The sequence below is a fragment of the Paenibacillus sp. FW126-R14 genome (assembly GCF_058789495.1).
On the sequence record NZ_JBYTBS010000051.1, the window covers coordinates 11,660 to 34,826 of the forward strand.

Annotated in this window: 29 protein-coding genes and 1 tRNA gene; 26 read left to right on the plus strand and 4 right to left on the minus strand. The window is 44.2% G+C overall.

What is annotated here, in order from left to right:
• The first annotated feature begins 37 nt into the window (after window positions 1-37).
• The 10 genes from yidC to AC3WRW_RS25390 all read left to right on the plus strand — a co-directional run bounded on the left by yidC (window position 38) and on the right by AC3WRW_RS25390 (window position 10,165).
• The gene (gene yidC / locus AC3WRW_RS25345) at window positions 38-811 is read left to right on the plus strand and encodes a membrane protein insertase YidC (RefSeq protein WP_492549019.1); all 774 of its coding nucleotides are present in this window, start codon (window positions 38-40) and stop codon (window positions 809-811) included.
• Window positions 808-1,425: an RNA-binding cell elongation regulator Jag/EloR gene (gene jag, locus AC3WRW_RS25350; protein WP_171685566.1), complete on the plus strand. Its 618-nt coding sequence runs from the start codon at window positions 808-810 to the stop codon at window positions 1,423-1,425. The genes yidC and jag overlap by 4 nt, the downstream gene beginning before the upstream one ends.
• 71 nt (window positions 1,426-1,496) lie before the next feature.
• Complete coding sequence (mnmE, locus tag AC3WRW_RS25355) at window positions 1,497-2,873, plus strand: tRNA uridine-5-carboxymethylaminomethyl(34) synthesis GTPase MnmE (protein ID WP_492549020.1); 1,377 nt, start codon at window positions 1,497-1,499, stop codon at window positions 2,871-2,873.
• 48 nt (window positions 2,874-2,921) lie between these two features.
• The gene (gene mnmG, locus AC3WRW_RS25360; protein WP_492549021.1) at window positions 2,922-4,811 is read left to right on the plus strand and encodes a tRNA uridine-5-carboxymethylaminomethyl(34) synthesis enzyme MnmG; all 1,890 of its coding nucleotides are present in this window, start codon (window positions 2,922-2,924) and stop codon (window positions 4,809-4,811) included.
• Window positions 4,812-4,814: 3 nt separating this feature from the next.
• Window positions 4,815-5,543 (plus strand): 16S rRNA (guanine(527)-N(7))-methyltransferase RsmG, encoded by a 729-nt coding sequence (rsmG, locus tag AC3WRW_RS25365; RefSeq protein ID WP_492549022.1) that lies wholly within the window; start codon window positions 4,815-4,817, stop codon window positions 5,541-5,543.
• A gap of 240 nt (window positions 5,544-5,783) precedes the next feature.
• A complete protein-coding gene (gene noc, locus AC3WRW_RS25370; RefSeq protein ID WP_492549023.1) occupies window positions 5,784-6,599 on the plus strand; it encodes a nucleoid occlusion protein in 816 nt (271 codons plus the stop codon).
• 168 nt (window positions 6,600-6,767) lie between these two features.
• Window positions 6,768-7,526 carry a ParA family protein gene (locus AC3WRW_RS25375; RefSeq protein WP_127454079.1) on the plus strand — a complete coding sequence of 253 codons (759 nt, stop codon included), beginning with the start codon at window positions 6,768-6,770 and terminating at the stop codon, window positions 7,524-7,526.
• Window positions 7,523-8,395 (plus strand): ParB/RepB/Spo0J family partition protein, encoded by an 873-nt coding sequence (locus AC3WRW_RS25380; protein ID WP_492549024.1) that lies wholly within the window; start codon window positions 7,523-7,525, stop codon window positions 8,393-8,395. The genes AC3WRW_RS25375 and AC3WRW_RS25380 overlap by 4 nt, the downstream gene beginning before the upstream one ends.
• Before the next feature lie 102 nt (window positions 8,396-8,497).
• On the plus strand, window positions 8,498-9,658 hold the full coding sequence (locus AC3WRW_RS25385) for an aminotransferase class V-fold PLP-dependent enzyme (protein ID WP_492549025.1): 1,161 nt from the start codon (window positions 8,498-8,500) through the stop codon (window positions 9,656-9,658).
• A 15-nt stretch (window positions 9,659-9,673) separates the two neighbouring features.
• Window positions 9,674-10,165, plus strand: coding sequence for a DUF4446 family protein (locus AC3WRW_RS25390; RefSeq protein ID WP_492549026.1), 492 nt, complete (start codon window positions 9,674-9,676; stop codon window positions 10,163-10,165).
• Here the strand turns inward: AC3WRW_RS25390 and yyaC are convergent.
• Window positions 10,140-10,763, minus strand: a complete 624-nt coding sequence (gene yyaC / locus AC3WRW_RS25395) for a spore protease YyaC (RefSeq protein ID WP_492549027.1) — start codon at window positions 10,761-10,763, stop codon at window positions 10,140-10,142. The two genes, AC3WRW_RS25390 and yyaC, sit on opposite strands and share 26 nt — an antisense overlap.
• 98 nt (window positions 10,764-10,861) lie before the next feature.
• On the opposite strand from yyaC, the gene AC3WRW_RS25400 reads away from it, so the two are divergent.
• The 5 genes from AC3WRW_RS25400 to AC3WRW_RS25420 all read left to right on the plus strand — a co-directional run bounded on the left by AC3WRW_RS25400 (window position 10,862) and on the right by AC3WRW_RS25420 (window position 13,010).
• Complete coding sequence (locus AC3WRW_RS25400; RefSeq protein WP_492549056.1) at window positions 10,862-11,098, plus strand: putative Se/S carrier protein; 237 nt, start codon at window positions 10,862-10,864, stop codon at window positions 11,096-11,098.
• 16 nt (window positions 11,099-11,114) lie between these two features.
• Entirely contained in the window at window positions 11,115-11,957 is an 843-nt protein-coding gene (locus AC3WRW_RS25405; protein ID WP_492549028.1) for a mechanosensitive ion channel family protein, read from the plus strand.
• A gap of 18 nt (window positions 11,958-11,975) precedes the next feature.
• On the plus strand, window positions 11,976-12,191 hold the full coding sequence (locus AC3WRW_RS25410; RefSeq protein WP_171685556.1) for a DUF951 domain-containing protein: 216 nt from the start codon (window positions 11,976-11,978) through the stop codon (window positions 12,189-12,191).
• Between the two features lie 71 nt (window positions 12,192-12,262).
• Window positions 12,263-12,350: transfer RNA gene (locus AC3WRW_RS25415), tRNA-Ser, on the plus strand.
• Between the two features lie 225 nt (window positions 12,351-12,575).
• Window positions 12,576-13,010, plus strand: coding sequence for a hypothetical protein (locus AC3WRW_RS25420; RefSeq protein WP_492549029.1), 435 nt, complete (start codon window positions 12,576-12,578; stop codon window positions 13,008-13,010).
• 42 nt (window positions 13,011-13,052) lie between these two features.
• Here AC3WRW_RS25420 and AC3WRW_RS25425 read toward each other — a convergent pair whose 3' ends face one another.
• The gene (locus AC3WRW_RS25425; protein ID WP_492549030.1) at window positions 13,053-14,423 is read right to left on the minus strand and encodes a right-handed parallel beta-helix repeat-containing protein; all 1,371 of its coding nucleotides are present in this window, start codon (window positions 14,421-14,423) and stop codon (window positions 13,053-13,055) included.
• 195 nt (window positions 14,424-14,618) lie between these two features.
• On the opposite strand from AC3WRW_RS25425, the gene AC3WRW_RS25430 reads away from it, so the two are divergent.
• The 5 genes from AC3WRW_RS25430 (at window position 14,619) to AC3WRW_RS25450 (ending at window position 19,544) form a co-directional block, all read left to right on the plus strand.
• The gene (locus AC3WRW_RS25430; protein WP_492549031.1) at window positions 14,619-15,860 is read left to right on the plus strand and encodes a hypothetical protein; all 1,242 of its coding nucleotides are present in this window, start codon (window positions 14,619-14,621) and stop codon (window positions 15,858-15,860) included.
• A gap of 77 nt (window positions 15,861-15,937) precedes the next feature.
• Complete coding sequence (locus tag AC3WRW_RS25435) at window positions 15,938-16,651, plus strand: ABC transporter ATP-binding protein (protein ID WP_492549057.1); 714 nt, start codon at window positions 15,938-15,940, stop codon at window positions 16,649-16,651.
• Window positions 16,638-17,390, plus strand: coding sequence for an ABC transporter permease (locus tag AC3WRW_RS25440; RefSeq protein ID WP_492549032.1), 753 nt, complete (start codon window positions 16,638-16,640; stop codon window positions 17,388-17,390). Before AC3WRW_RS25435 ends, AC3WRW_RS25440 begins: the two co-directional genes overlap by 14 nt.
• A gap of 13 nt (window positions 17,391-17,403) precedes the next feature.
• Window positions 17,404-18,831 (plus strand): sensor histidine kinase, encoded by a 1,428-nt coding sequence (locus AC3WRW_RS25445; RefSeq protein ID WP_492549033.1) that lies wholly within the window; start codon window positions 17,404-17,406, stop codon window positions 18,829-18,831.
• A 17-nt stretch (window positions 18,832-18,848) separates the two neighbouring features.
• The gene (locus AC3WRW_RS25450; RefSeq protein ID WP_492549034.1) at window positions 18,849-19,544 is read left to right on the plus strand and encodes a response regulator transcription factor; all 696 of its coding nucleotides are present in this window, start codon (window positions 18,849-18,851) and stop codon (window positions 19,542-19,544) included.
• Between the two features lie 66 nt (window positions 19,545-19,610).
• Here AC3WRW_RS25450 and AC3WRW_RS25455 read toward each other — a convergent pair whose 3' ends face one another.
• Window positions 19,611-19,883: a hypothetical protein gene (locus AC3WRW_RS25455; protein WP_492549035.1), complete on the minus strand. Its 273-nt coding sequence runs from the start codon at window positions 19,881-19,883 to the stop codon at window positions 19,611-19,613.
• Window positions 19,884-19,899: 16 nt separating this feature from the next.
• Window positions 19,900-20,082, minus strand: a complete 183-nt coding sequence (locus AC3WRW_RS25460) for a YjzC family protein (RefSeq protein ID WP_492549036.1) — start codon at window positions 20,080-20,082, stop codon at window positions 19,900-19,902.
• A gap of 231 nt (window positions 20,083-20,313) precedes the next feature.
• Between AC3WRW_RS25460 and rpsF the strand changes: the two genes are divergently transcribed.
• From rpsF to AC3WRW_RS25490, 6 genes are all read left to right on the plus strand, one after another.
• A complete protein-coding gene (rpsF, locus tag AC3WRW_RS25465) occupies window positions 20,314-20,601 on the plus strand; it encodes a 30S ribosomal protein S6 (protein ID WP_492549037.1) in 288 nt (95 codons plus the stop codon).
• 35 nt (window positions 20,602-20,636) lie between these two features.
• Window positions 20,637-21,116 (plus strand): single-stranded DNA-binding protein, encoded by a 480-nt coding sequence (ssb, locus tag AC3WRW_RS25470; protein WP_492549038.1) that lies wholly within the window; start codon window positions 20,637-20,639, stop codon window positions 21,114-21,116.
• Between the two features lie 23 nt (window positions 21,117-21,139).
• On the plus strand, window positions 21,140-21,427 hold the full coding sequence (gene rpsR, locus AC3WRW_RS25475) for a 30S ribosomal protein S18 (protein ID WP_029196139.1): 288 nt from the start codon (window positions 21,140-21,142) through the stop codon (window positions 21,425-21,427).
• A gap of 77 nt (window positions 21,428-21,504) precedes the next feature.
• On the plus strand, window positions 21,505-21,843 hold the full coding sequence (locus AC3WRW_RS25480) for a cupin domain-containing protein (RefSeq protein ID WP_492549039.1): 339 nt from the start codon (window positions 21,505-21,507) through the stop codon (window positions 21,841-21,843).
• Between the two features lie 74 nt (window positions 21,844-21,917).
• Entirely contained in the window at window positions 21,918-22,229 is a 312-nt protein-coding gene (locus AC3WRW_RS25485; RefSeq protein WP_167054924.1) for a MazG-like family protein, read from the plus strand.
• Window positions 22,230-22,235: 6 nt separating this feature from the next.
• Complete coding sequence (locus AC3WRW_RS25490) at window positions 22,236-23,150, plus strand: DUF2232 domain-containing protein (protein ID WP_492549040.1); 915 nt, start codon at window positions 22,236-22,238, stop codon at window positions 23,148-23,150.
• Window positions 23,151-23,167 lie beyond the last annotated feature (17 nt).

Here is a 23,167-nt window from a genome sequence, read left to right on the forward strand (position 1 = left end):
AGTTTATGTTGGAAAAGATATTTAGGAGGATCTCATTTTGACTCGTCGACTCTATTTGCTTGCAGCTCTTTCTGCGTTGATCTTATTGTTGTCAGGATGTAGTCCTAGCAGCGCTGCTATGGCACCAATTGATCCCAATACGGCTGGTTTTTTTGTTAAATATTTTGTGTACCCGCTTTCGCAAACGCTCGACTGGTTCGCAGACAAGCTATGGGGTCAATACGGCTTATCCATCTTAGTCGTAACAATCATTATTCGTCTCATTATTTTGCCTCTGACGCTGAAACAGTATAAGAGCTCCAAACGGATGCAAGAACTGCAGCCTGAGATGAAGAAGCTTAAAGAAAAGTATAAAGATGATGCGAAGAAGCAGCAGGAAGAGACAATGAAGCTGTTCCAGTCAAATGGTGTGAACCCGTTAGCCGGATGTTTCCCAATCATTGTTCAGATGCCAATTCTGATTGCGCTTTATCAAGCTATCATGCGTAATGATCACATTCGCGAGCATACTTTTTTATGGATGAATTTAGGCCAGCCTGATCATTATTACGTCCTGCCTTTGATCGCCGCGGCAACTACGTTCGTTCAACAAATGTTTATGTCCTCACAAATGAATCAACAAATGAAAAGCTTACTATACATTTTCCCGGTTATGATCTTCGTGATGTCGATGAATTTCGCAGCTGCTCTACCGCTGTACTGGATCTACGGTAACATCTTCACCATTATTCAGTCTTACTTTATTTATGGTTCTCCTGGAAAGCAAAAAAATCCTGGATCTCAAAATAATAAGGGTGGCCTGTCCAAATGAAAAAAATTGTGGTGACTGGAAAAACTATTGAGTTAGCGGTGAATGCCGGTCTATCTCAATGGCAGGTTTCTGAGGATCGTGTAAAGATTCATATTTTGGAACAGCCCTCGCGAGGGTTGTTCGGGTTTATTGGTTCCAAAGAAGCTAAGGTTGAGCTTGAATTGATACCAGATCCACTAGAGGAAGCCATTGCTTTCTTACAAGATATGTTCGAAGCGATGAAAATTTCCATCACCATAGATACGACAAAGGATCGCGAAGGCTACCTTTTGAATATGAGTGGCTCTGAGTTAGGGATTTTGATCGGTAAAAGAGGACAAACCCTCGATGCGCTGCAATATTTAGTCAATATTGTCGCCAATCGCTATGCGAATTCGCATTTTCGCATTATCTTAGATGCGGAGAATTTCCGCGACAGACGGAAAAAGACGCTGGAGGAGCTGGCTTTGCGGCTGGCGAATCGTGTCATAAAGTCGAAAAAAGAAGTTATTTTGGAGCCCATGAACTCGCAAGAGCGCAAGATTATTCACGCTGAATTGCAAGGGCATCCCGTTGTCAAAACATATAGCAAAGGCGAAGAACCCAATCGTCGGGTTGTCATCGCCGTCAAATAACGTTAACCGCAATGACTTTTGCCTGTCATTGCTTTTTCTTTAAGATGAGGTAAATTCGAGGTGCAAAGACTATGTTAAATGATACGATTGCTGCTATTTCTACGCCACTCGGCGAGGGTGGGATAGCGGTTATTCGTGTGAGCGGAGATGAAGCTGTTCCACTCGTGGAGCGTGTTTTTCGCTCAAAAACGAAATTATCCGATGCTGCGACGCATACGGTACATTACGGATTCATTGTAGAACCTGCTTCTGCCGAAAAGGTAGAGGAGGTTCTCGTTACGTTAATGAAAGCTCCGCGTTCTTTTACGATGGAGGATGTGGTAGAGGTCAGCTGTCACGGGGGCATCGTTTCTGTGAAGAAAGTGCTGGATCTGCTGCTGCAGCAAGGGATTCGATTGGCTGAGCCAGGCGAATTCACGAAGCGTGCTTTCCTGAACGGTCGGATCGATCTAACACAAGCGGAAGCGGTTATTGACTTGATTCGGGCCAAATCGGACCGTGCATTCAAGGTAGCGTTAAAACAGGTTGAAGGAAATTTGTCGAAACAAATCAAGCATTTGCGGTATGTGCTGGTGGAATTAATGGCGCATGTCGAAGTGAATATTGATTACCCGGAGCATGATGTAGAAGAGATGACCAATGCTTTTATCAAAAGCAAATGCGATGCGGTGATGGTTGAGATTGACCGTCTTTTGGTGACCGCTGAACAGGGTAAGATTTTGCGTGAGGGCATTGAGACAGCCATTGTAGGTAGGCCGAATGTCGGAAAATCCTCGCTGTTGAATGAATTGGCGCAGGAGAATCGGGCGATCGTAACGGATATACCGGGCACTACGAGGGATGTCATTGAGGAGTTCGTGAATATTGGCGGTATTCCGCTCAAGCTGCTGGATACAGCGGGTATTCGAGAAACGACAGATATTGTGGAGCAAATCGGGGTCGAGCGATCGAAAACAGCTTTGGCTGAGGCGGATCTTATTCTATTGGTGTTGAACAGCAATGAAGAGCTTCAACTCGATGAGATCGCGCTTATGAAGCAATTAGCTGATAAGCAAACGATCGTTATTTTGAATAAGACCGACTTGAGTCGAAGGCTGGATGTCGAACAGGTCTTAAGTTATTTTCCGCAGGAACGTATTGTCGAGTTGTCTCTGATTGAGAATAAAGGTATCGATCGTTTGGAAAAGGCGATTGCTGCAATTTTCTTTGAGGGTAAGCTAGAATCAAGCGATCTGACGTATGTTAGCAATGTCCGGCACATATCCTTGTTGAAGCAGGCGAAGCGTTCCTTACAGGATGCACTCGATGCTAACGAACAGTATGTGCCGATTGATATGATTCAAATCGATATTCGAGCGGCTTGGGAGCAGCTTGGCGAAATTATCGGTGATTCGGTCGGTGAGTCGCTGATCGATCAAATTTTTACACAATTCTGCTTAGGCAAATGAAAATCGACAGCATTTTCGTTTTCATAAAAGAGGGAGGGACGTTGCTCTATGGGATATCATGCAGGTGATTATGATGTTATTGTTATCGGCGCCGGACACGCAGGTTGCGAATCTGCTCTGGCCTCTGCCCGCATGGGCTGCAATACACTACTATTAACGATTAATCTGGATATGGTTGCTTTCATGCCATGCAATCCATCCATTGGTGGTCCTGCGAAGGGCCACGTTGTTCGGGAAATCGACGCGCTTGGCGGCGAAATGGGCCGCAACATCGACAAAACCTACATTCAAATGCGTATGTTGAATACAGGGAAAGGTCCAGCTGTACATGCGCTTCGTGCTCAAGCGGACAAATTTTCGTATCAGCACAAAATGAAAGAAACAATCGAAGCAACGCCAAACTTAACGTTACGTCAAGGTATGGCTGAAGATCTCATCGTAGAAAATGGCTCTATCAAAGGCGTTATTACGAAAACAGGCGCCGAGTACTACGCAAAAGCAATTGTACTTACGACGGGTACTTACCTAAGAGGTAAAGTTATTATGGGCGAGCTGATGTATGAGAGCGGTCCGAATAACCAACAGCCTTCGGTAAAGCTTTCCGAGTCTTTGCGTAAATTAGGTTTTGATCTCGTTCGTTTCAAAACGGGAACTCCGCCGCGGGTTCATAAAGACTCCATTGATTTCAGCAAAACAGAAATTCAACCAGGCGATGATGAGCCTAAGTTTTTCTCTTTTGAGACGAAATCGGGCTCTAATGAACAATTGCCTTGTTGGTTAACGTATACGTCAGAAGAGACGCACAATATTATTAACTCGAACCTGCACCGTGCTCCGATGTTTTCGGGTGCTATTGAAGGAACGGGCCCTAGATATTGTCCATCTATCGAGGATAAAATTGTTCGTTTTGCTGATAAGCCAAAGCATCAAATTTTCCTTGAACCGGAAGGCCGCAATACATCCGAATACTATGTTCAAGGATTATCTACGAGCATGCCGGAAGATGTACAACTTGGTATTTTGCGCTCAATCCCTGGCCTTGAGAAGGTCGAGATGATGCGTACCGGCTATGCGATTGAATATGATGCGGTAGTTCCTACGCAATTGAAGCCGTCTCTTGAGACGAAGCTTGTTAGCGGGCTTTTTACGGCTGGGCAAATTAATGGAACTTCCGGTTATGAAGAAGCGGCTGGGCAGGGAGTTATGGCCGGGATTAATGCGGCTCGTAAAGTGCAAAACAAAGAGGCGGTCGTTCTGGACCGATCTGAAGGCTATATTGGTGTTCTCATTGATGATCTAGTGACGAAAGGAACGAATGAGCCTTATCGTCTATTAACATCACGCGCCGAATATCGCTTGCTGCTTCGCCATGATAATGCAGATATGCGTTTAACGCCTATCGGTCACGAAATTGGTTTGATTACCGAGGAGCGCTATGCGGCATTTCTAAATAAGAAAGCATTAGTCGATCAAGAAATCGAACGTTTGAATACGGATAAGATTAGACCGGAACCGCATGTCCAGCAGCTGCTTGAAAGCTTGGAGAGTGTGGTATTAAATAATTCCGTTCCGGCTATTGCGCTTCTTCGCCGCCCTGAAATTGAGTATAAGCATATTGAGCAAATGTCTCCTTCGCCTCTTGAGCTGGATGATGAAATGAAGGAGCAGGTCGAAATTCAAGTTAAATATGCGGGCTACATTGAAAAGCAAAGCAATCAAGTAGAACGTTTGCGGAAAATGGAAAAGAAAAAGATTCCTGACGATATCGAATACAGCGAGATTCATGGCATCGCGACGGAAGCTAAGCAAAAGTTGGCTAAAATCCGCCCGATATCCATTGGTCAAGCATCGCGGATTGCAGGTGTCACTCCTTCAGATATTTCGATCCTTCTTGTTTATTTGGAACACTATAACAGAGTCACTGCGGCTAGAGGTTAACATATGGATGCTATACAACAGCAATTTGTTCAATTTTTAGAGAAACAACAGATTACTCTTTCTACTCTACAACTGGATCAATTCGAGAAGTACTACAAGACTCTTGTAGAGTGGAATGAGAAAATGAATCTGACAGGCATTACAGAGAGAGAGCAGGTTTATTTGAAACATTTCTACGACTCTCTTTCTGTTGCTTTTAATTTTGATATGAGCTCCGTGTCTACGATTGCTGATATTGGTTCAGGCGCGGGGTTCCCAAGCATTCCTTTGAAAATCGCTTTCCCTCATCTAAAAGTAACGATCGTGGATTCGTTGAATAAGCGAATACTTTTCTTGAAAGAGCTAGTTTCACAATTAGGTCTGTCTGACACAGAATGTGTTCATGGTAGAGCGGAGGACATTGCTAGATTACCTAAATATCGCGATCAGTTCGATTTGGTAACGGCTAGAGCTGTTGCGAGACTTCAGGTGTTGAATGAGTTCTGTCTTCCTTTTGTGAAAAAGGATGGCACGTTTATCGCCATGAAGGGTTCGGAAATTGAAGATGAATTAAGCGATTCCTCCTATAGCTTATCTGAGCTGAAGGGCAAAGTAGTCAGAGTTCTCAACATGCAGCTGCCAATTGAGGAATCGATGCGGCATTTTGTTGAGATTCATAAGCTCGCAGCTACGCCTGCTAAGTACCCGCGAAAAGCGGGGGTTCCATTGAAAGAGCCTCTAATTAAACGTTAAAATGTTCCACGTGAAACATTTCATTTAAGTTTCACAATTACTAAAAGCAGGAAATTTCGCTTCGATGGAGAATATATAAATAGTAAGAATCTATTCAATTTGAAGTAAGTTTATGTGATTGCACTTGTCATACTTCGCCGTAACTTGACAAGCGTTTTCGTTCTGTAGGACGAAGAGGTCTCTATTCATGGATCGTATTGGTCGCTTAAACTACGGGAAGAGTTGGTGGTAGGGTTTCCTATGAAAGAACAAATTTCAAAGCTATTTGGACTTGCTGATCGTTCGTCGACGGATGAAGTCAAGAACATACCGGTTAATAACATTATTCCAAGTCCATATCAACCTAGGACCTTATTTGATGATGATCGTATTGATGAATTGTGTCAAACGATTCGAACGCATGGCGTTATTCAGCCAATCGTAGTCAGGGTCAAAAACAATATATTTGAGCTTATTGCCGGTGAGCGTCGCTTAAGGGCTGTGAAGAAGCTTGGCCTTGATACAATTCCGGCCATTGTACGGGATTTTAATGACTCGCAAGCTGCTTCTATTGCTCTTATCGAGAATCTGCAGCGCGAAGGTTTGACTGCGATTGAAGAGGCGGCTGCTTACCAACAGTTGATTGAAATGCACGATCTGACGCAGGAGAGCTTGGCTCAGCGCCTTGGCAAAAGCCAATCAACCATTGCCAATAAGATTCGCCTTTTGCATTTAAGCGAGCCTGTTAAAATGGCTTTGATGGAGCGGAAAATCACAGAGCGTCACGCCAGAGCGTTATTAGCTTTGGATCAAGAGGAATTGCAAGTGAAAATTCTTGAAGAAGTGATTGCGAAAGAGCTGAATGTCAAGCAAACAGAAATTAAGATTAACTTCCTAAAGGAAGCAGCGAAAATCAAGAAATCTCGTCGAGTTTCGTTCTCCAAGGATGTTCGTTTAGCTTTGAACACGATTCGTCAATCCGTTGAGATGGTAACCAGCTCAGGGCTGAATATTAATAAGCATGAGCAGGATCATGAGGACCACTACGAAATTATTATTAAAATTCCTAAACGATAACTGAAAATCGAGCATTTATTGCTACCTTAAACGGCGCAAGCCGTTTTTTTGCATCTTATGAGATAAAACTATCAATATAGATGAGGTAACTGGCTGATAGATATGTTAAGATAGATATACTGCTTTTAGAATGGCATTTGGAACATAAGCGATTGAGGTGAAATGGTTTTGTCTAAAATTATAGCAATAACGAATCAGAAGGGTGGCGTCGGCAAGACGACAACTTCTGTGAATTTGGGTGCTTCCTTAGCTTCGCTGGGGAAGAGAGTGCTGCTCGTTGACATCGATCCGCAAGGAAATACGACAAGTGGTATTGGTGTTAATAAGGCAGATGTCGTGAATTGCATCTATGATGTGCTTATTAACGATGTTCACCCCAAAGATGCAACGGTTGATACGAATGTTCCAAATCTGAAGATTGTCCCTGCGACGATTCAGCTTGCAGGCGCTGAGATTGAGCTTGTTCCAACGATTTCAAGGGAAGTTCGCTTGAAAAAGTCATTGCAATTAGTTAAGCATATGTATGATTACATCCTTATCGATTGCCCACCTTCGTTAGGTCTTCTTACGATTAATTCATTAACTGCTGCAGATTCAGTCATTATCCCAATTCAATGTGAATATTACGCGCTTGAAGGGTTAAGCCAACTGTTGAACACGGTTCGCTTGGTCCAAAAGCATCTTAATACAGGGCTTCAAATTGAAGGTGTCTTGTTAACGATGTTTGATGCTAGAACAAACCTCGGCATTCAAGTCATTGAGGAAGTTAAGAAATACTTCCAAACAAAAGTATATCAAACGATTATCCCGCGGAACGTTCGCTTAAGCGAAGCGCCCAGTCATGGACAATCGATTATTACTTACGATCCTAGATCAAAAGGCGCGGAAGTGTATTTAGAGCTTGCGAAGGAAGTGATCTCGATATGACCAAAGGCCTAAACAAAGGTTTAGGTAAAGGCTTGGATGCTTTAATCACGTCATTGCACATTGATGAGAGTGATAAAGTGATCCAAATTCCTTTAACGCAATTGAGAGCTAACCCTTATCAACCTAGAAAGCATTTTAACGAAGATAGCATTAAAGAGTTAGCTGATTCGATTAAAGAACATGGCGTTATTCAGCCCATCATTGTTCGTAAGGTTCTTAAAGGCTACGAAATCATTGCGGGTGAGCGCAGATTCCGTGCTTCTCAAGTATCAGGAATTGCAACAATTCCAGCTGTCGAAAGAACCTTTACAGACCAGCAAGTCATGGAAATTGCACTTATTGAGAATGTTCAGCGGGAAGATCTGAACGCGATGGAGATTGCTTTTGCTTATCAGGGGATCATCGATCAGTTCTCATTAACCCAGGAGGAGCTTTCTGCGAAAGTCGGCAAGAGTCGTTCTCATATCGCAAACTTCTTAAGACTGCTTCAACTGCCAGAATCAATTAAACAATATGTTTCACGTGGAACATTGTCCATGGGTCATGCGAGAGCGATTGTTGGCGTGAAGGATGACAAGATTAAGAAGGAACTAGCTGAAGCGACCATCAGTAAACAATGGAGTGTCCGTGAACTTGAAGAAGCAGTAAAAGCGTTGGAAGAGTCACCTGGACAAGAAAAAGAGAAAACAAAGCAAAAAGAGAAGAATAGAGACCCCTATATTAACCAAGCTGAGGATCAACTTAGAGATATTTATCGTACAACGGTGAAAATCAAAAATCAGCAGGACAAGGGAAAAATTGAACTTCTCTACTATTCAAAAGATGACTTAAACCGTCTGCTAGAATTACTTCAAGGTAAAATCTCTTAAAAGTTAGATAGCATACCGATGGTTTTCTTTCGAGCAGAAAGATCAAACTAAGGTATGCTATATTTATGAGTGGACCTTAGTCCATAGGAGAGGGTGAGACCCATGAAAGGCGTCATGTACTTTGACCAAGCAGCATCATCCTGGCCTAAGCCGCCGGCTGTTATGGATGCGATGATGGCGTGTATGCAGGATTACGCAGCGAATCCCGGAAGGGGAAGCCATCAGATGGCTGTGAAAGCAAGCAGGGTGTTATTTGAAACAAGAAAAAACCTGGCACGCTTGTTTGGAATTAAAAACCCGAACGATCTTTCGTTTGCATTAAATACAACGCATGCGCTTAATCAAGCGATCCAAGGTTTTGTTAAACCGGGAGATCACGTGATCTGCACAAACATTGAGCACAATTCCGTGCGCAGACCATTGGAATATTTGAAGTCTACATCAGGTGTAGAGCTTACGTACCTCAAAAATGATTTAGCCGGTGATATCCAACTAGACCAGCTCAAAAAGGCACTAAGACCGAATACATCGCTCGTTGTTGTCAATCACAGCTCGAATTTATTGGGTACGATTATGCCGGTGGCGGAGATCGGTGAAATATGCCGGGCACATGGCGCCAAGCTGCTCGTAGACGCGGCTCAGAGCGCCGGTATACTGCCTATTAACGTGGTTGATATGAACATTGATATGTTAGCCTTTCCGGGCCATAAAGGGCTTCTAGGGCCTCAGGGGACGGGTGGGTTATACATCCATCCTGACATTGATTTAGAGCCGATATTGCATGGAGGAACAGGCAGTCAATCGGAGGCAATTCAACAGCCAACGGTACGTCCTGATCGTTACGAAGCTGGAACGCAAAATACTGTCGGGATTGCCGGATTGAACGAAGGCGTCAAGTTTGTATTGGCGGAAACCATTGAGAAGATTCATGCCAAAGAATGGCGTCAAACGCAAAGGTTGATGGAAGGCTTGCTGGGAATTGGTGGGGTGACGATTCTTGGTCCCGCACTTGGACAAAATAAAACAGGGATTGTTTCCTTTAATATCGATGAGGCGGATTCATCGGAAGTTGCTTTTATTTTGGATCAATCTTTCCAGATCGCGGTCCGGTCCGGTTATCATTGTTCTCCGCTTGCCCACGAATCGGCAGGTACATTAGCCAAGGGAGCAGTTCGAGCGAGTATCGGATATTTTACAACGGATGAAGAAGTGGAAGCTCTTATTTATGCGGTGAAAGAGATTCAATCGCAGTATGCTAAGTAGAAAGAGGGATCAACCATGGGGGAACTGTTTGGTTTGGATGGCAGTTTTGTCGTCATTGTAAGCTATGTGCTAATCTTATTTTTATTCATTTTCGTCATTATCCTATCTGCTAAATTATCGTCTTTGCGCAAGCGATACACAAAAATGATGAACGGTTCACAGTCAGAAAATATGGAGCAGCTCCTTGTTGAAATGCAACACGCCATCAACGAGCAAAAGGCCGAATCAGCAACGACTTCAGCCCAAGTTGAAATGATTCGTGAATCCTTAAAGAAGATGAAGTCCAAAGTTGCGATTCACCGGTATAATGCCTTCAATGATGGTGGAAGTAATTTGAGCTTCACGATTGCCATATTGGATGAATTCCAAGATGGTGTCGTTTTGACAGGAATACATAGCAGGGAGCAGATGTACTTGTATGCCAAACCGATTCAAAATGGGCAATCCACGTTTACATTGAGTCCTGAAGAGAAAGAAGCTATTAATCAAACTTTAAAGCTGTCTTAGTGCTTGGTGCGAAAGCCTGAGTGCGGCGCAGAGCCAAGTGAAGAGCATCGCCGATAACGTTAGCCATATTCATGACCAAGCTTAGCCGCGTATTCTGCAGAACGAAATATTCCATGAATCCGCCTACGTTTACGATACCGGTCACATGGATATTGCCAACGGGAGGAAGATCCTTGTTTACTCCGGCACCAGGCTTGAGCGGGCCATCAGCAACTTGAATGCAGCCTACGCTGGCTACTTGACCTAAACAAGCATCAACGGCAACGATAAAAGGATTATCGAATTCCCGGTGTACTTTATCAACGGTTTCAGATAAGTTCATGGCATGGACCGGCTCATCTAAAGTGCCGAACAGGTGAAGATTGCGAAGATTAGTCGTACGGTTCAAATGTGAACCCACCAAAGGCCCAAGCGAGTCACCCGTGGAACGATCGGTCCCTACACAGATAACAACGATAGGTTGATAGGTTGGTAGCTTACTGAAAATGGTTTGTAAATGCTTAGAGAGAAGAAAAGGGGTATCGGCATCTGTGTGCTGGATTTTAAGTGGGCCTAGATCCGTGTTTTTTATTCCGTCGAAACCATATTGGAATTTCATCATATCCCTCCAAGTACTTCTTCTTTTTTTACTAGTATATGGATAGATAGAGACATTTATACGTAGGAAAGGAGGGTTTTTCCTTGAATATTTCCGTTATGTTATTAGCTTTCGATTCTACGCAACAAGCCTTGCGTGCTGAGATGCTGCTAGAGTATGCCGATATTGAAATTGATATCCGACCTACTCCGAAGGAAGTTACGGCTGGGTGTGCCCTTTCTATTGAATTTCCGGGTGAGAATTTAGCACAAGTCCGAGAGATTATTGCATCTGAAAACGTAGAAATCAGAGGCATTTATTTTAAAAAAGAAGATAAATATGTTACCATGGAATGAAAAGGGAGGTCTAAAGGTGACCTTTATTACGAATTATTGGACAGATTTGACGAAGTGGATAAGCGAACATTTATCAAAACCTGAAATGCTGGCTTCGATATTTTGGATAATCGTAAAGATTTTACTTATTTATATTGTTTCAAGAGTGTGCATCAAAATTGCCGATAAGACCATTGAACATATGATGGCTGCTAGAGATAAGTCACCGCTGAAGTTTGATAGACGCAGAACGAATACGATAGGAAGCCTTATACATAATTTAATTGCTTATACGGTAAATCTCATCTGCATCATGTTGATACTTGGACAAGTAGGTTTGAATTTAGGACCATTGCTGGCCGGGGCAGGTGTACTTGGGTTGGCGATAGGTTTCGGAGCACAAAGTTTGGTGAAGGATGTTATTACAGGTTTCTTCATCATTTTCGAGGATCAATTCGGCGTAGGGGACGTTATTCAAATTGATTCTTTTAAAGGTACGGTTGAAGAGATCGGAATTCGCGTCACCCGGATTAAAAGCTGGACCGGTGAAGTACATATCATTCCTAACGGAAATATTAAACAAGTCACCAATTTCTCTACTTACAATTCGCTGGCGGTCGTCGATGTAACGATTCCACATCACTTGAATATTGACGATGCTACGCAAGTACTTAAAGAAACGGTTAAGCATGTACAAGAGCTTACGGAAGACATTGTGAAGGAGCCCGAAGTGCTTGGCGTTCAGGTAGTGGGTACAACGGATTTGAAAATCCGAATTATCGCGGAGTGCAAACCAACCCGGCAATTTAATGTGACAAGACTTTTGAACATAGAGATTAAGAAAAGACTCGACAGTGTGCAAATCGATACTAGCAGCTAAAAAGGCGGTGACGGACGTATGGAGAAAAAGCAGTATCAGCTTGGCGATATTGTGCAAATGAAAAAGCCCCATCCGTGTGGCACCAATGAGATGGAAATCATACGGATGGGTATGGATATTCGAATTAAATGCGTAGGCTGTAAACACAGTGTTCTAGTGCCAAGAACGAAGTTCGAAAGCAAGTTGAAAAAGGTGCTTCGATCCAACGCAGATCAAGCGGAAGAAACGACTTAAAATTGATTTGGAAAAGCACTTGCGAGAGTGAAGGATTTTTGATATAATGAATCCTGTTCTCGCGTTTTATTGGAAAGGTACCCAAGAGGCCCAAGGGGGCTGACTCGAAATCAGCTAGGCGTCGCGAGGCGTGCGTGGGTTCGAATCCCACTCTTTCCGTACAAGCTATGACAATGAAGGTCTTCTGCCTATGCAGAAGGCTTTTTTTAATTTTCAGGGATGTCATTGGTTCCACGTGAAACATTTTAGAGGCTTTTTACGTCTGGAAAGATGTAGAGGGCTTTTTTGCTTATGGGCTTATGTCTGTCGTGCAGGGATAAAATGTTGAAAAGAAAGCAAAATAAGCTCATATCTGCGTTTGGCAACATGAAGGAGGTAAGCGTAATGAGAAGTTGGTTGATGATGTTTCTGGTACTGGCCTTAGTCGCTACAGGCTGCGCTAAAAAGAATGAGGGTGCAACCCCTAGTCCAACAACGGGAGCGAGCGTTGCGCCTTCTGGAGGGGCTTCTGGGACGCCTAGCGCGACAAGCGGAACGAGCGGAGGAACAACGGCTACAGCGACGCCAGCGGCTGGCAGCAAGGACACAGCACAGGAAGAGCCTCCTCCTCAAATTACGAAGGAGCAGGCCGATAAGATAAGCATGACAAGTACGTATGATGATTTGGTGAAGGAGACAGGGTCCAAAGGCAAGCTGGTCAAAGATGAGAACGGCAAGAAGACATATGATTTTGCGATTTCTAATCAACCAGGGTACTATATGCAGATCGTCTTTTTTTCGGATGGGAAGATTTCGGAGAAGAGAGTTTACCAGAAATAAGAAGGAGGCCGTGCAGCTTAGCTTAGCTGTACGGCCTTTCTTTTATAAAGAGGAAGTTATCGAATCTGTGCCTTTATCTATCACTTTATCGCCATTGTTTGAACCCAAATTACCGAAAAGTACGGTTTCCCGGCAGTTCGCGTCAGCGATCCGGATAGGGGCTTTGGTGCAGCGAATGAGGCTATTGCCCGCCAGGTGATTACGATCCGAGTATGAGCCGCTTTCTTTTCCATCGGATGCAATTCGAATACCGTCGACTTTCACATCGCGGATCATATTCTGCCCAATCCGGTTATCGTAGGCATTGATGAGAACTAACCCGGAATCACCGATGTTGGCGAGCTGGTTATGGGAGATATGATTACAGCGAGGCCGCTCCAGTTTAGCGTCCGCATTACCGATTAGCTGAATGCCAATATCGTCGATCTCGTTCATGATATTGTTCATAATACTATTAGATACACAGTTTCCTCTAAGACGTATGCCGAACGTATATCCCGTACTTCCGCTTGAATTAGCGAATGCCTCCATGATGTTATCTGAAATCGTATTAAAAGAGCATGGCTTTTCTTTCGGTTTGGAAAGGAGTTCAACCCCGGATTGAAAGCATTTTTGCATGCGATTGCGAGCGATATAACACTGGCGGCTGCCATTGGTCAAAAAAATGGAGGATTGGAACATCGTCGAGAATTGATTATGTACAATCTGATGATCTGCACCATTGCTGCACCAGATGCCGAATCCTTGTGTATCGTAATCCAGCGCTCCGATTAATGAATCGAACAAGCAATTCTCAATAGTAACGCGGCTCGAATCTTGAGATTTGACGCCATTGTCGATCATGGAAAACGTACAATCGGAAATATGGATATCTGTTGCTTGGATCAACGAGATTCCGCTTTCTGCGATAGGAACAGAAGTACCGCCGTATGAGCCGGTTCCTTGAAACGCAAGACTTTGTATGCGCACATGTTGAACAGCAGTTAAATTAAAGAGGCCAAATTTGTTGGAGAACGAACGAATAATACTGTTGCTGCCTGCTCCCATAATCGTAACATTGGAGCTTATGCGCAGCGGTAGTTTAAGCGAGTACATCCCTGGGGGAATGAAGACAATGCCGCCGGAAGCCGCAGCCGTATCGATTGCGCTTTGAATATAGGGAGCGTCGTCTTCATCGTAGCGGCGGTTGCCGCTGGCTCCGAAATCTTTGACATTGTAGATAAGCGTAGAAGCCGCCGCCGCTTGAGCAGTGGAACTGTTCGAGAACAAGTCTCCAGCCGCTAAGGCGAGTCCTGCAGCGCCAAGCGAAGAGAGCAGTTTTCTACGGCTGAAAGAGGTAGAACTCTGATTCTGATGGGAAGGATTCAAATCAGCTAGCTGGCTCTCACGTTGTCTATCGTTATTTTCGTTCAAAAAAATCACCTCACTGCAAGGATGGTAGATATAGTAAATTATAGATGAAAGCTAGTAGAACGGAAAGAGCAAAAATACGGCCGAATAAGAGTTAATAGTTTGTTAATAATCCATTTAGATGTATTCAATAAGCGTATATTACAATACTAGTAAGGAAACGTTTCCCGTACATTGTTTTTTAAAAGGAGAACCGAGATGAAACTTAGTAAAAAATCAGTGACCGTACTTTCATTCACGATTGGAGCCTGTTTATTCGTATCTACCGCATTCGCCGATACCTTGCTTGGATCCGGTTATGACCGGTTGAAAGGCTCAGCCAAAAATACCGCAACTCTCATGGAGAATGATCTGAAAAATTATACGATTGAGACATTGTATACATTAAAAGATAACGATCAAACTCTTTTCCAAAGTTCCAACTCTCAAAAAATGGATGTAGATAAGCAAATGTCGGAAGTCCTTGAGGCAACGAAAACCGCAAAAGGCGAAACGACTTCCAGGTATACTTATACCGATAAAAAGCAGTCCGTTTATAAAAACGGAACGGACAATACTTACTATGTCACAGAATATCCGGCTAATGTGAACAGGAAAGGGCCTGCCGAGTTCAAAAATCCTTTCAAAGAGAAGGGCGCACAAGAAATCGAGAAGATTGTTGACGCCGTGGTTGGCGGTCTGAAAGACTATGTGCAAGTAGAGGAAGGGGCAAATGGCGGAAAAGTATATGCGGGCAGCTTGTCTGAAGCGCAGGTACCGGCTCTCATGAATGCTGTCTCATCCTTTGGCATTAAGCAGATGCTGAACACGGATAAAGAGTTTCCAGAGATAGAGAGCGATGTTTTTGTGAAAAAGGTTATTGGATCGGCGGTTGAAAATAAAGCAGGCTATCTGGAAAATGTAACGGGTGATATTACACTTTCCGGAAAAGATAAAAACGGCGTTCTGCATAACTTGAACCTGAATATCATGGTAAAGCTTTCTGAGATTGGCAATACGAAGATTGCTACGCCGGACCTGACAGGCTCTAATGTTGAAAAGGTGAGCTATACGGGAGGATTTAGCAGCAAGTACGTAGGAACATATAAAAACAATATCGTCATGGAGAAAGACGGCAAGTTCGTAAAAATCGGCGAGAGAACAGTTGAAATCACAAGCGTAGACGACGGTAAAGTGAAAGGAAAATATTCCGAAACCGTAATTCCTGGATTTGAGGGCCAGTATCCGGATAAAGATGCGTTTGATTTTGAGTATAATTCGTCGACATCTACAACGTTTACGTATAAGAATGCTAAGGGCGAACAGAAAAACGGTTCGATCCGTCAAAGCAATGCAGGCAAGATTTATTTTGAAATGAATATTGAGATCATTGACGAGAATTCGTACAGATCGGAATCCAAACCGTATTACGACGGCGAATTAAGTCGCATATTTGAATAAAACAGAAGTTCAGGAGGCTGCGGATGCGGCTTCCTGAGCATTTTTACGGGAGCTGATACAAGTTGACAGTTAAGGCGATGGAAATAAGCGGATTAACGAAGTCATTTAAAAATGGCCGGGGAATCAGCGAGTTGAACTTAGATGTGGATCAAGGCGACATCTTCGGTTTCTTGGGACCAAACGGCGCAGGGAAGACGACAGCCATGAAGATGATAACAGGACTCATGAAGCCGGACCGTGGCGATGTGAAGATTTTCGGCGCCAGCATTACGGAGGACTATGTCAATGCTATGAAGCATGTAGGCTGTATGATCGAAACGGCAGAATCGTATCCCTACTTAAGTGCAAATGAGAATCTGAAGTTGTTCGCAAGATTTTATCCGCAAGTTGATCAGAAGCGAATTGATGAGTGTCTCGAGATAACAGGCATGTTGAAATATAAAAATGAAAAATCTCAAAAATTTTCGCTCGGGATGAAACAAAGGCTGGGGATCGCGGCCGCTATCTTGTCAAAACCAAAGCTGCTCATTTTGGACGAGCCTTTAAACGGACTTGATGTAGAGGGGATGCTGGAAATGAGAAAATTGATCAAACAGCTTTCTCAGGAAGAAGGTACGACCTTTTTTATTTCCAGCCACTTGATCCATGATGTGGAACTAACGTGCTCTAGGATTGGGATTATTTACGGAGGCAAGCTTGTAAACGTAGAATATACCCAGAATATCCTTTCGTATTATTCATCGCTTGAAAACTTTTTTGTTAGTGAGGTGGACAGGAATGGGCGGGTTTAACGCTGCGTTTAGGAATGAATCGGTAAAGTTGCTGAAAAAGAAAAAAATAATGGCAGCCGCCATTTTGTCCGTTCTTGCCGTAATCATTGGGCAGCTTGCTGTCACGACGATTAAACATGGTCTTGGATTAAGGGTTGTAGGGAGCGCTGAATTTCCCATCGTGGTTTTATCGTTTATTACTTATACGTTGTTGCCGCTGTTTGCTATTTTTGTAGCGATCGATATGTTTAACGGCGAGTCTTCATCGAATACAATGAAAATAACGCTTTTAAGACCGGTCTCCCGATTTGGCGTTTTTAGTGCGAAGGTATTAAATTTAGCTTTGTTTATTGCGGGGAACCTTTTGTTTGTTATGCTGCTTTCTCTGCTTGTAGGATTCGTATTTAATCCCTCGTCTGCTAGCTTTATGGGGATCGTAAAGGTGTTCTTATCTTATGGTTTAACATTTTTCCCTGTATTCGTGTTTGCACTTATCGTAGTCCTGTTGTCTAATGTGATTCAGGGAGGACTAGCCGTCTTTTTCCTTTCAATTCTTGTGTTTATCGGGTTCAATTTTCTAGGTATTGTGTTTTCGTCCTATTCAAGTTTTTTCATTACGTCGATGTTTGACTGGTATACGCTATGGCTTTCCGAATCGATTAATATGTTTAAGATATTCCGTCAAATATTAATCATGTCAGGCTGTGGTATCATGTTATTTACAACGGGGTATTATTTGTTTGACAGTAAGGATATATAGGAAAGGAATAAACATGCACTTAACCAAACGTTTTTTCACGATGAATGCGCTGACGGTACTGATTTCCATTGGTTTGACGATGTTGGCCGTAATCATATTCGTGGCTGCGTATACGAAGGTTTTTGGCCGCGAAGCCGGGATGAAGGAGATTCAGAAGGTGTTTGAAGCGAGGGCGGCGATCAGCGAGATCCAAAGAGAAGCGCAGTCCCTCAAATTCGAGCAGCTTAGGGATCATAACTATCAGCAGCAGCTCTCTGATCGGGTTAAAGCTTTGGATGCCAGTGCGATTATTATTATAAATAGAGAAGTTCTGTACGCTACACAAAATTTCAATAAGATCGATATCGAGAAAAGCCTCATGCTGTCCGGAGATGGTTCTAATCGGAGCGAGCTTGAGCTCGATGGGAAGATCTACGCCTTCACCCGAACGGATTATAAACTTGCATCCGGCGATACGGGCATTCTGCTGCTGCTTGCGCCAATTAAGCTGAAGACGAACTTTTATATGCTGCTTGGCGTTTTTACGTTCGGCTTTTTCACCGTTGTTTTTCTGTTGCTGAATTTCTGGGTTTCGTACAAGTTCTCGCGCGGCATTATTATGCCGATTGCCAGATTGAAGGACGCCGCTATAAAGATCAGCGAAGGGGATTTAAGCAACGGGATCGCGGAAGAGGGCGAAGGAGAAGTTAGTGAGTTGTGCAGAGCACTGGAGATTATGAGGATTAGGTTGAAGGAATCGGTCTATTTGCAGCAAAAATATGACGATAATCGGAAGTTTCTTGTTTCAAGCATTTCACATGATTTAAAGACGCCAGTCACCTCCATCAAAGGCTATATTGAGGGCATTATAGACGGGGTAGCCAAGACACCTGAGAAGCTGGAGGAGTATCTGGAAACGGCGCGATCCAAAGCTATTCTGGTGAACGCCATGATTGACGATCTTCTTTTATACTCCAAGCTTGATTTGAACCAGATTCCATATCATTTTGAGAAAAGCGATTTAGCCGGTTATTTTGAGGATTGTGTCGCGGATCATAAGTATGAATGTGAAAAGGCCGGAGTGTCTATAGCGTTAATCACTGAATTAGAAAAGCCTGTCAAAGTTCTCATCGATCGCGAAAGATTCAGGAGGGTCATACAGAACATTCTAGATAATGCTGTGATGTATGCAGACAAGGAGAACGGAAAGATTGCCATTATATTAAGGGAAACACGAACGTCCGCGATTATAGAAATTAAAGATAACGGGAGAGGAATTCCCGAGGACAAGCTTCCCTATATTTTTGAACGATTTTATCAGGTAGATCCCTCAAGAAAAAGCGGCAGCGGACTAGGCCTTGCAATTGCCAAGCAAATTGTAGAAGGGCACGAAGGGACGATATGGGCTAAGAGCGTTGTAGGAGAGGGGACTCGCATGATGATTTCCCTTAAGAAGCTGTAGATTGCCGGGAGGATATGATGAAAAAGATTCTAATTATTGAGGATGACCAAAGCATTGCCAACTTGCAGCGGGATTATCTTGAGTTGAGCGGTTATTCGGTCAAGACGGTAAACAGCGGATTAGCGGGGCTGAGAGCTCTAAAGGAAGAGGAATTTCAGCTCATTATACTGGATATCATGCTGCCGGATAAAGACGGATTCGAGGTTTTGAAAACCGTGCGCGAGCAGGATGATATTCCTGTGCTGCTAGTGTCGGCGCGAGCGGAGGAGATTTACAAAATTAACGGCTTGGGTCTCGGCGCGGACGATTACATCACGAAACCGTTCAGCTCAGGCGAGCTGGTGGCCCGGGTTGGCGCTCATTTGAAAAAATTCGAACGGATGAAAGAGCGGTTCGGGAAGGGGAATGAGGGGAGCACGATCCAGGTTCGAGGCCTCGAGATTCAGAAAGATGCCAGAAGAGTATTTGTGAACGGAAATGAAGTCGTTTTGGCGCAAAAGGAGTTCGAACTGCTTCTATTTCTGCTGCAGAACGCCAACCGGGTGTTTGGCAAAGAGGAGCTTTTTGAGAGAATCTGGGGGATGGATGCGATGAGCGACGCCTCTACGGTAACGGTCCATATTGCCAGAATCAGAGAGAAAATTGAGGAAATCCCGTCTAAACCCCAATACATAGGAACGGTGTGGGGATCGGGATACAGGTTTATGGTTTGACCGCCCAAAAGAAAAGCTGGCCCTAAAGTAGGTGAACTACATAAATAGGGCCAGCTTTTGATTCCTCTAATAGTTCCTATCGCGGTTTCGATAGCTGACGGAGAACCGATCGATGACATAGCCGACAAGCGCCCATGTCGCGATCGTCAACGCATAGATGATAAGCATCCGGAACATGGATATTTCATGGACGTTCGTGAATGTGGATGCAAACCAAGCAGGTACGCTAAGCGCATAGAAAATCATGTAGAAGGCATCATGATCGTGAAATAAATAATGAACTAAGCAAAGGGCCGCGCCGATGAAGGTAAACAGCCAAGTAAACGTGGATGTTCTCATGGTGAATTTCTCCTAGTTAAGGCTTTTTACGGTGCCATTTCCGATTATGGTTGGTGTTAGCCGGAAATCGGTCGCCTTTTTTTAATGTGACTATTTTCGGATTTTCAATTCCCATATGAACGGCATTCTCGCCCATCTCGATGTAAACGCCGTCGTTAGGTACATGATCGCCTTCATTGAATACTGTCCATTCACCCACATGGATCACCTCGTCGGAAGATTTTCAATCAGGCTTAGATTGCCCTTCTGAAGAGGAAGCATGTATGCAGCGCATTGCCATGTTCATCCTTGTGTGAAAGACTTGTAATCTGTCGTGCAATTTGCTATAGTATTCAGGTGCGAGTTTTGAAAAAGAATCCTCGCTCCTTGCTCCTTCCCTTGTGAGAACAAGGTTGACAGGGGCCGCTTAGTCCAAAAGGAGGTGACATACATGCGCAAATATGAACTGATGTACATCATTCGTACTGACGTTGAGCAAGAAGTTGTTCAATCTACAGTAGAAAAGTTCCAAGGCATCATCACGAACGGTGGAGGCGAAGTCTCCAAACAGGACCTGATGGGCAAACGCCGTCTTGCGTATGAGATCAATAAGTTCCGTGACGGGCACTACGTGCTTGTACACTTCAACGCAGAACCTGCTGTTGTAGCCGAACTTGATCGCGTACTTAAGATTACGGATGAAGTTATCCGTCACTTAATCACAAACGACGTAGCTTAATTGCATGCCAGTATTTTCGTCAGGGGGAATGTTCTATGTTGAACCGTGTCATTCTTATCGGTAGATTGACCAGAGATCCAGAACTTCGTTATACGCCAGCCGGTGTAGCCGTTACGCAGTTTACTCTAGCAGTAGACCGCCCTTTCACAAGCGGAGGTTCGAAAGAACGCGAAGCGGACTTTATCAATATCGTCACGTGGAGGCAGCTTGCCGAAACATGCGCGAACTATTTGCGTAAAGGTCGTTTGACAGCTGTGGAAGGCCGAATTCAAGTACGTAATTACGACAACAACGAGGGCAAGAGAGTTTATGTGACCGAAGTGATTGCCGATAATGTGCGCTTCCTTGAATCCAGTAACAGTGCCGGAAGTCGTGAAGACGGTGGATCGAACGCAAACGCTAGCTACGGCGGCGGAAGCAGTGGCAATCGTGGCGGTGGATCGCGCGAGCAGCAGGATCCTTTCATCGATGACGGAAAACCGATCGACATTTCCGATGATGACTTGCCATTCTAAAGTAGAAAGGACTGAACAAACTAATGGCTTTCCAAAAAAGAGATAACAATAGTGAAGATCGCGGCGATCGCAAATTTGCTCCTCGTGGCAAAGGCGGTAAAGGCAAACGTCGTAAAGTTTGTTACTTCACAGTTAACAAAATCAAGCACATTGACTATAAAGACATTGAAACTCTCAAAAAGTTCATCAGTGAGCGCGGGAAGATTCTTCCTAGACGTGTAACTGGTACTTCCGCTAAGTACCAACGTGCATTGACGATCGCTATCAAGCGTTCCCGTACAATCGCATTGTTGCCTTACACAACGGAATAAGATTTGCTTAGAAGGCAGCTGTTTTCACGGCTGTCTTTTTTGTATGCCGAGAAGATGAGGACCGGGAGAGAAAGCACATGAAGATTCGCAAAGAGCAAGCTGAACATTACATATGGGGCGATGCCTGCGATGGCTGGTACTTGGAGCGGGATGCGGACAGAACGATCATTCAAGAGAGCATGCCGCCGGGAACGAGCGAGATTAAGCATCTGCATCAGAAGGCGAAACAGTTTTTCTTTATTTTACAAGGCGAAGCTGTGATGTGGATCGATGGTACGGACATTACGCTCAAGCCGCACGAGGGCTGTACGATTCAGCCTGGCGTGCCGCATCAAATCCGTAATGAGTCAACGGAGGCCGTTGAATTTCTCGTCATCTCTACGCCGTCCACCGCGGGAGATCGTACCGCTCTGTAGGGGCTTTCTTTTCTTGGTCTGTTTTGTGGTATAATTAACACAATAGTCTTTTGTAGGATGGGGAGAGATGACGGTTGCTGAATAGGGAAAAGGATGTAGACCTAGCCAGACGGGCCAAAGTCATTGAGTGGCTCAAGACAGAAGTCGTAGATCACGTAGCACACCTGCTGAAAGGCATATGGGAAGGCAGCCATGTCAAAATTGTCGACGGATTAGCCAGTTTGATTTCAAGCGGCTATATACTTGGGAGAAGATTGGGGATTTCCTATCGCAATTTGGACGAAGCCATTGTAGAGAAAATGAAGAAGCACCGCCAAGAGGGCCATCAACTTGAGGATTGGTATGGCGACATTTCATCGCTCGAAGAACATTTACGTAAGAGGTGAGCCCGGTTGGGGAATCGAAGTTGGCAAAGCATCATCTGGAGTGCGGTGACGATCCTGTCATTGCTGTCTCTAATGACGCCTTTTATTATTTTCACATTCAGTTTTCTCATGATCCCAGTTCTAATGTTGTATGTTAAATCCAGTACCAAGCGTTTTGTCATTAGCTATGTCATAAGCTTGCTCGTCGTTTATTTGCTTACCCAATGGCACGGGATATCCCTCATGTCCGTATCGCTGTTCTTCTTACCACCGGTATTGGTCATGGGTAATTTATATAAACGCAAAGCAGCCGCCAGATCGGTTCTGACAGCAGGAATCATCACGATTTTGGCGGAGTCGCTCCTAAGTCTGCTCATTGGCTACTCCCTCGGATTCGATCCGGTGGCGAAGTTCAAGCATTTCATGGTGGACAGTATCGCGAGCATGCCGCCGGGGATTCGGGACGTTTTGCCCAAAGATCAGGATTGGTATGTGAATTTCATTGTGCAAGTGATTCCGCTGTATCTAATTTTTGTAGCGCTGTTCTACACCTTTGTGACTCACGGCATCAGCCGCTGGCTGCTTAATAAAACAGGTGAAGGCATTCCGGGCTTGCGCCCGATGCGCGAATGGATGCTGCAGAAATCGTTGGTTTGGATTTACCTGATTGTGTTCGTGTTGGATTTGTTCACCAATCCGGCGTCGAATTCGTTGATCCCTACGCTGCTGATGAATGCTATGCCGCTCTTGATGCTGGCATTTGCCGTTCAAGCGATCTGTTTTCTGTTTTTCGTTGCTCATGCGAACAAATGGAAACCTGTACTACCGATCGTTGCGATGATTATCGTTTGTTTCATGCCTCCACTTTTTATCGTATACAGCTTATTAGGGGTATTTGATGTTGCGTTTCCAATCCGTGAACGGTTCAAGAAAAATTTATAGGATTAGGAGCTAGTTCG

Bases quoted from the DNA above. Each gene is read 5' to 3' on its own strand.
- AC3WRW_RS25390 (WP_492549026.1), top strand. From the start codon at position 9,674: ATGGGGGAACTGTTTGGTTTGGATGGCAGTTTTGTCGTCATTGTAAGC.
- AC3WRW_RS25400 (WP_492549056.1), top strand. From the start codon at position 10,862: ATGTTATTAGCTTTCGATTCTACGCAACAAGCCTTGCGTGCTGAGATG.
- rpsR (WP_029196139.1), top strand. From the start codon at position 21,140: ATGGCTTTCCAAAAAAGAGATAACAATAGTGAAGATCGCGGCGATCGC.
- AC3WRW_RS25435 (WP_492549057.1), top strand. From the start codon at position 15,938: ATGGAAATAAGCGGATTAACGAAGTCATTTAAAAATGGCCGGGGAATC.
- AC3WRW_RS25430 (WP_492549031.1), top strand. From the start codon at position 14,619: ATGAAACTTAGTAAAAAATCAGTGACCGTACTTTCATTCACGATTGGA.
- AC3WRW_RS25480 (WP_492549039.1), top strand. From the start codon at position 21,505: ATGAAGATTCGCAAAGAGCAAGCTGAACATTACATATGGGGCGATGCC.
- AC3WRW_RS25450 (WP_492549034.1), top strand. From the start codon at position 18,849: ATGAAAAAGATTCTAATTATTGAGGATGACCAAAGCATTGCCAACTTG.
- rsmG (WP_492549022.1), top strand. From the start codon at position 4,815: ATGGATGCTATACAACAGCAATTTGTTCAATTTTTAGAGAAACAACAG.
- ssb (WP_492549038.1), top strand. From the start codon at position 20,637: ATGTTGAACCGTGTCATTCTTATCGGTAGATTGACCAGAGATCCAGAA.
- AC3WRW_RS25380 (WP_492549024.1), top strand. From the start codon at position 7,523: ATGACCAAAGGCCTAAACAAAGGTTTAGGTAAAGGCTTGGATGCTTTA.
- AC3WRW_RS25385 (WP_492549025.1), top strand. From the start codon at position 8,498: ATGAAAGGCGTCATGTACTTTGACCAAGCAGCATCATCCTGGCCTAAG.
- AC3WRW_RS25440 (WP_492549032.1), top strand. From the start codon at position 16,638: ATGGGCGGGTTTAACGCTGCGTTTAGGAATGAATCGGTAAAGTTGCTG.
- rpsF (WP_492549037.1), top strand. From the start codon at position 20,314: ATGCGCAAATATGAACTGATGTACATCATTCGTACTGACGTTGAGCAA.
- jag (WP_171685566.1), top strand. From the start codon at position 808: ATGAAAAAAATTGTGGTGACTGGAAAAACTATTGAGTTAGCGGTGAAT.
- mnmE (WP_492549020.1), top strand. From the start codon at position 1,497: ATGTTAAATGATACGATTGCTGCTATTTCTACGCCACTCGGCGAGGGT.
- mnmG (WP_492549021.1), top strand. From the start codon at position 2,922: ATGGGATATCATGCAGGTGATTATGATGTTATTGTTATCGGCGCCGGA.
- AC3WRW_RS25420 (WP_492549029.1), top strand. From the start codon at position 12,576: ATGAGAAGTTGGTTGATGATGTTTCTGGTACTGGCCTTAGTCGCTACA.
- AC3WRW_RS25455 (WP_492549035.1), bottom strand. From the start codon at position 19,883: ATGAGAACATCCACGTTTACTTGGCTGTTTACCTTCATCGGCGCGGCC.
- yyaC (WP_492549027.1), bottom strand. From the start codon at position 10,763: ATGAAATTCCAATATGGTTTCGACGGAATAAAAAACACGGATCTAGGC.
- noc (WP_492549023.1), top strand. From the start codon at position 5,784: ATGAAAGAACAAATTTCAAAGCTATTTGGACTTGCTGATCGTTCGTCG.
- AC3WRW_RS25410 (WP_171685556.1), top strand. From the start codon at position 11,976: ATGGAGAAAAAGCAGTATCAGCTTGGCGATATTGTGCAAATGAAAAAG.
- AC3WRW_RS25445 (WP_492549033.1), top strand. From the start codon at position 17,404: ATGCACTTAACCAAACGTTTTTTCACGATGAATGCGCTGACGGTACTG.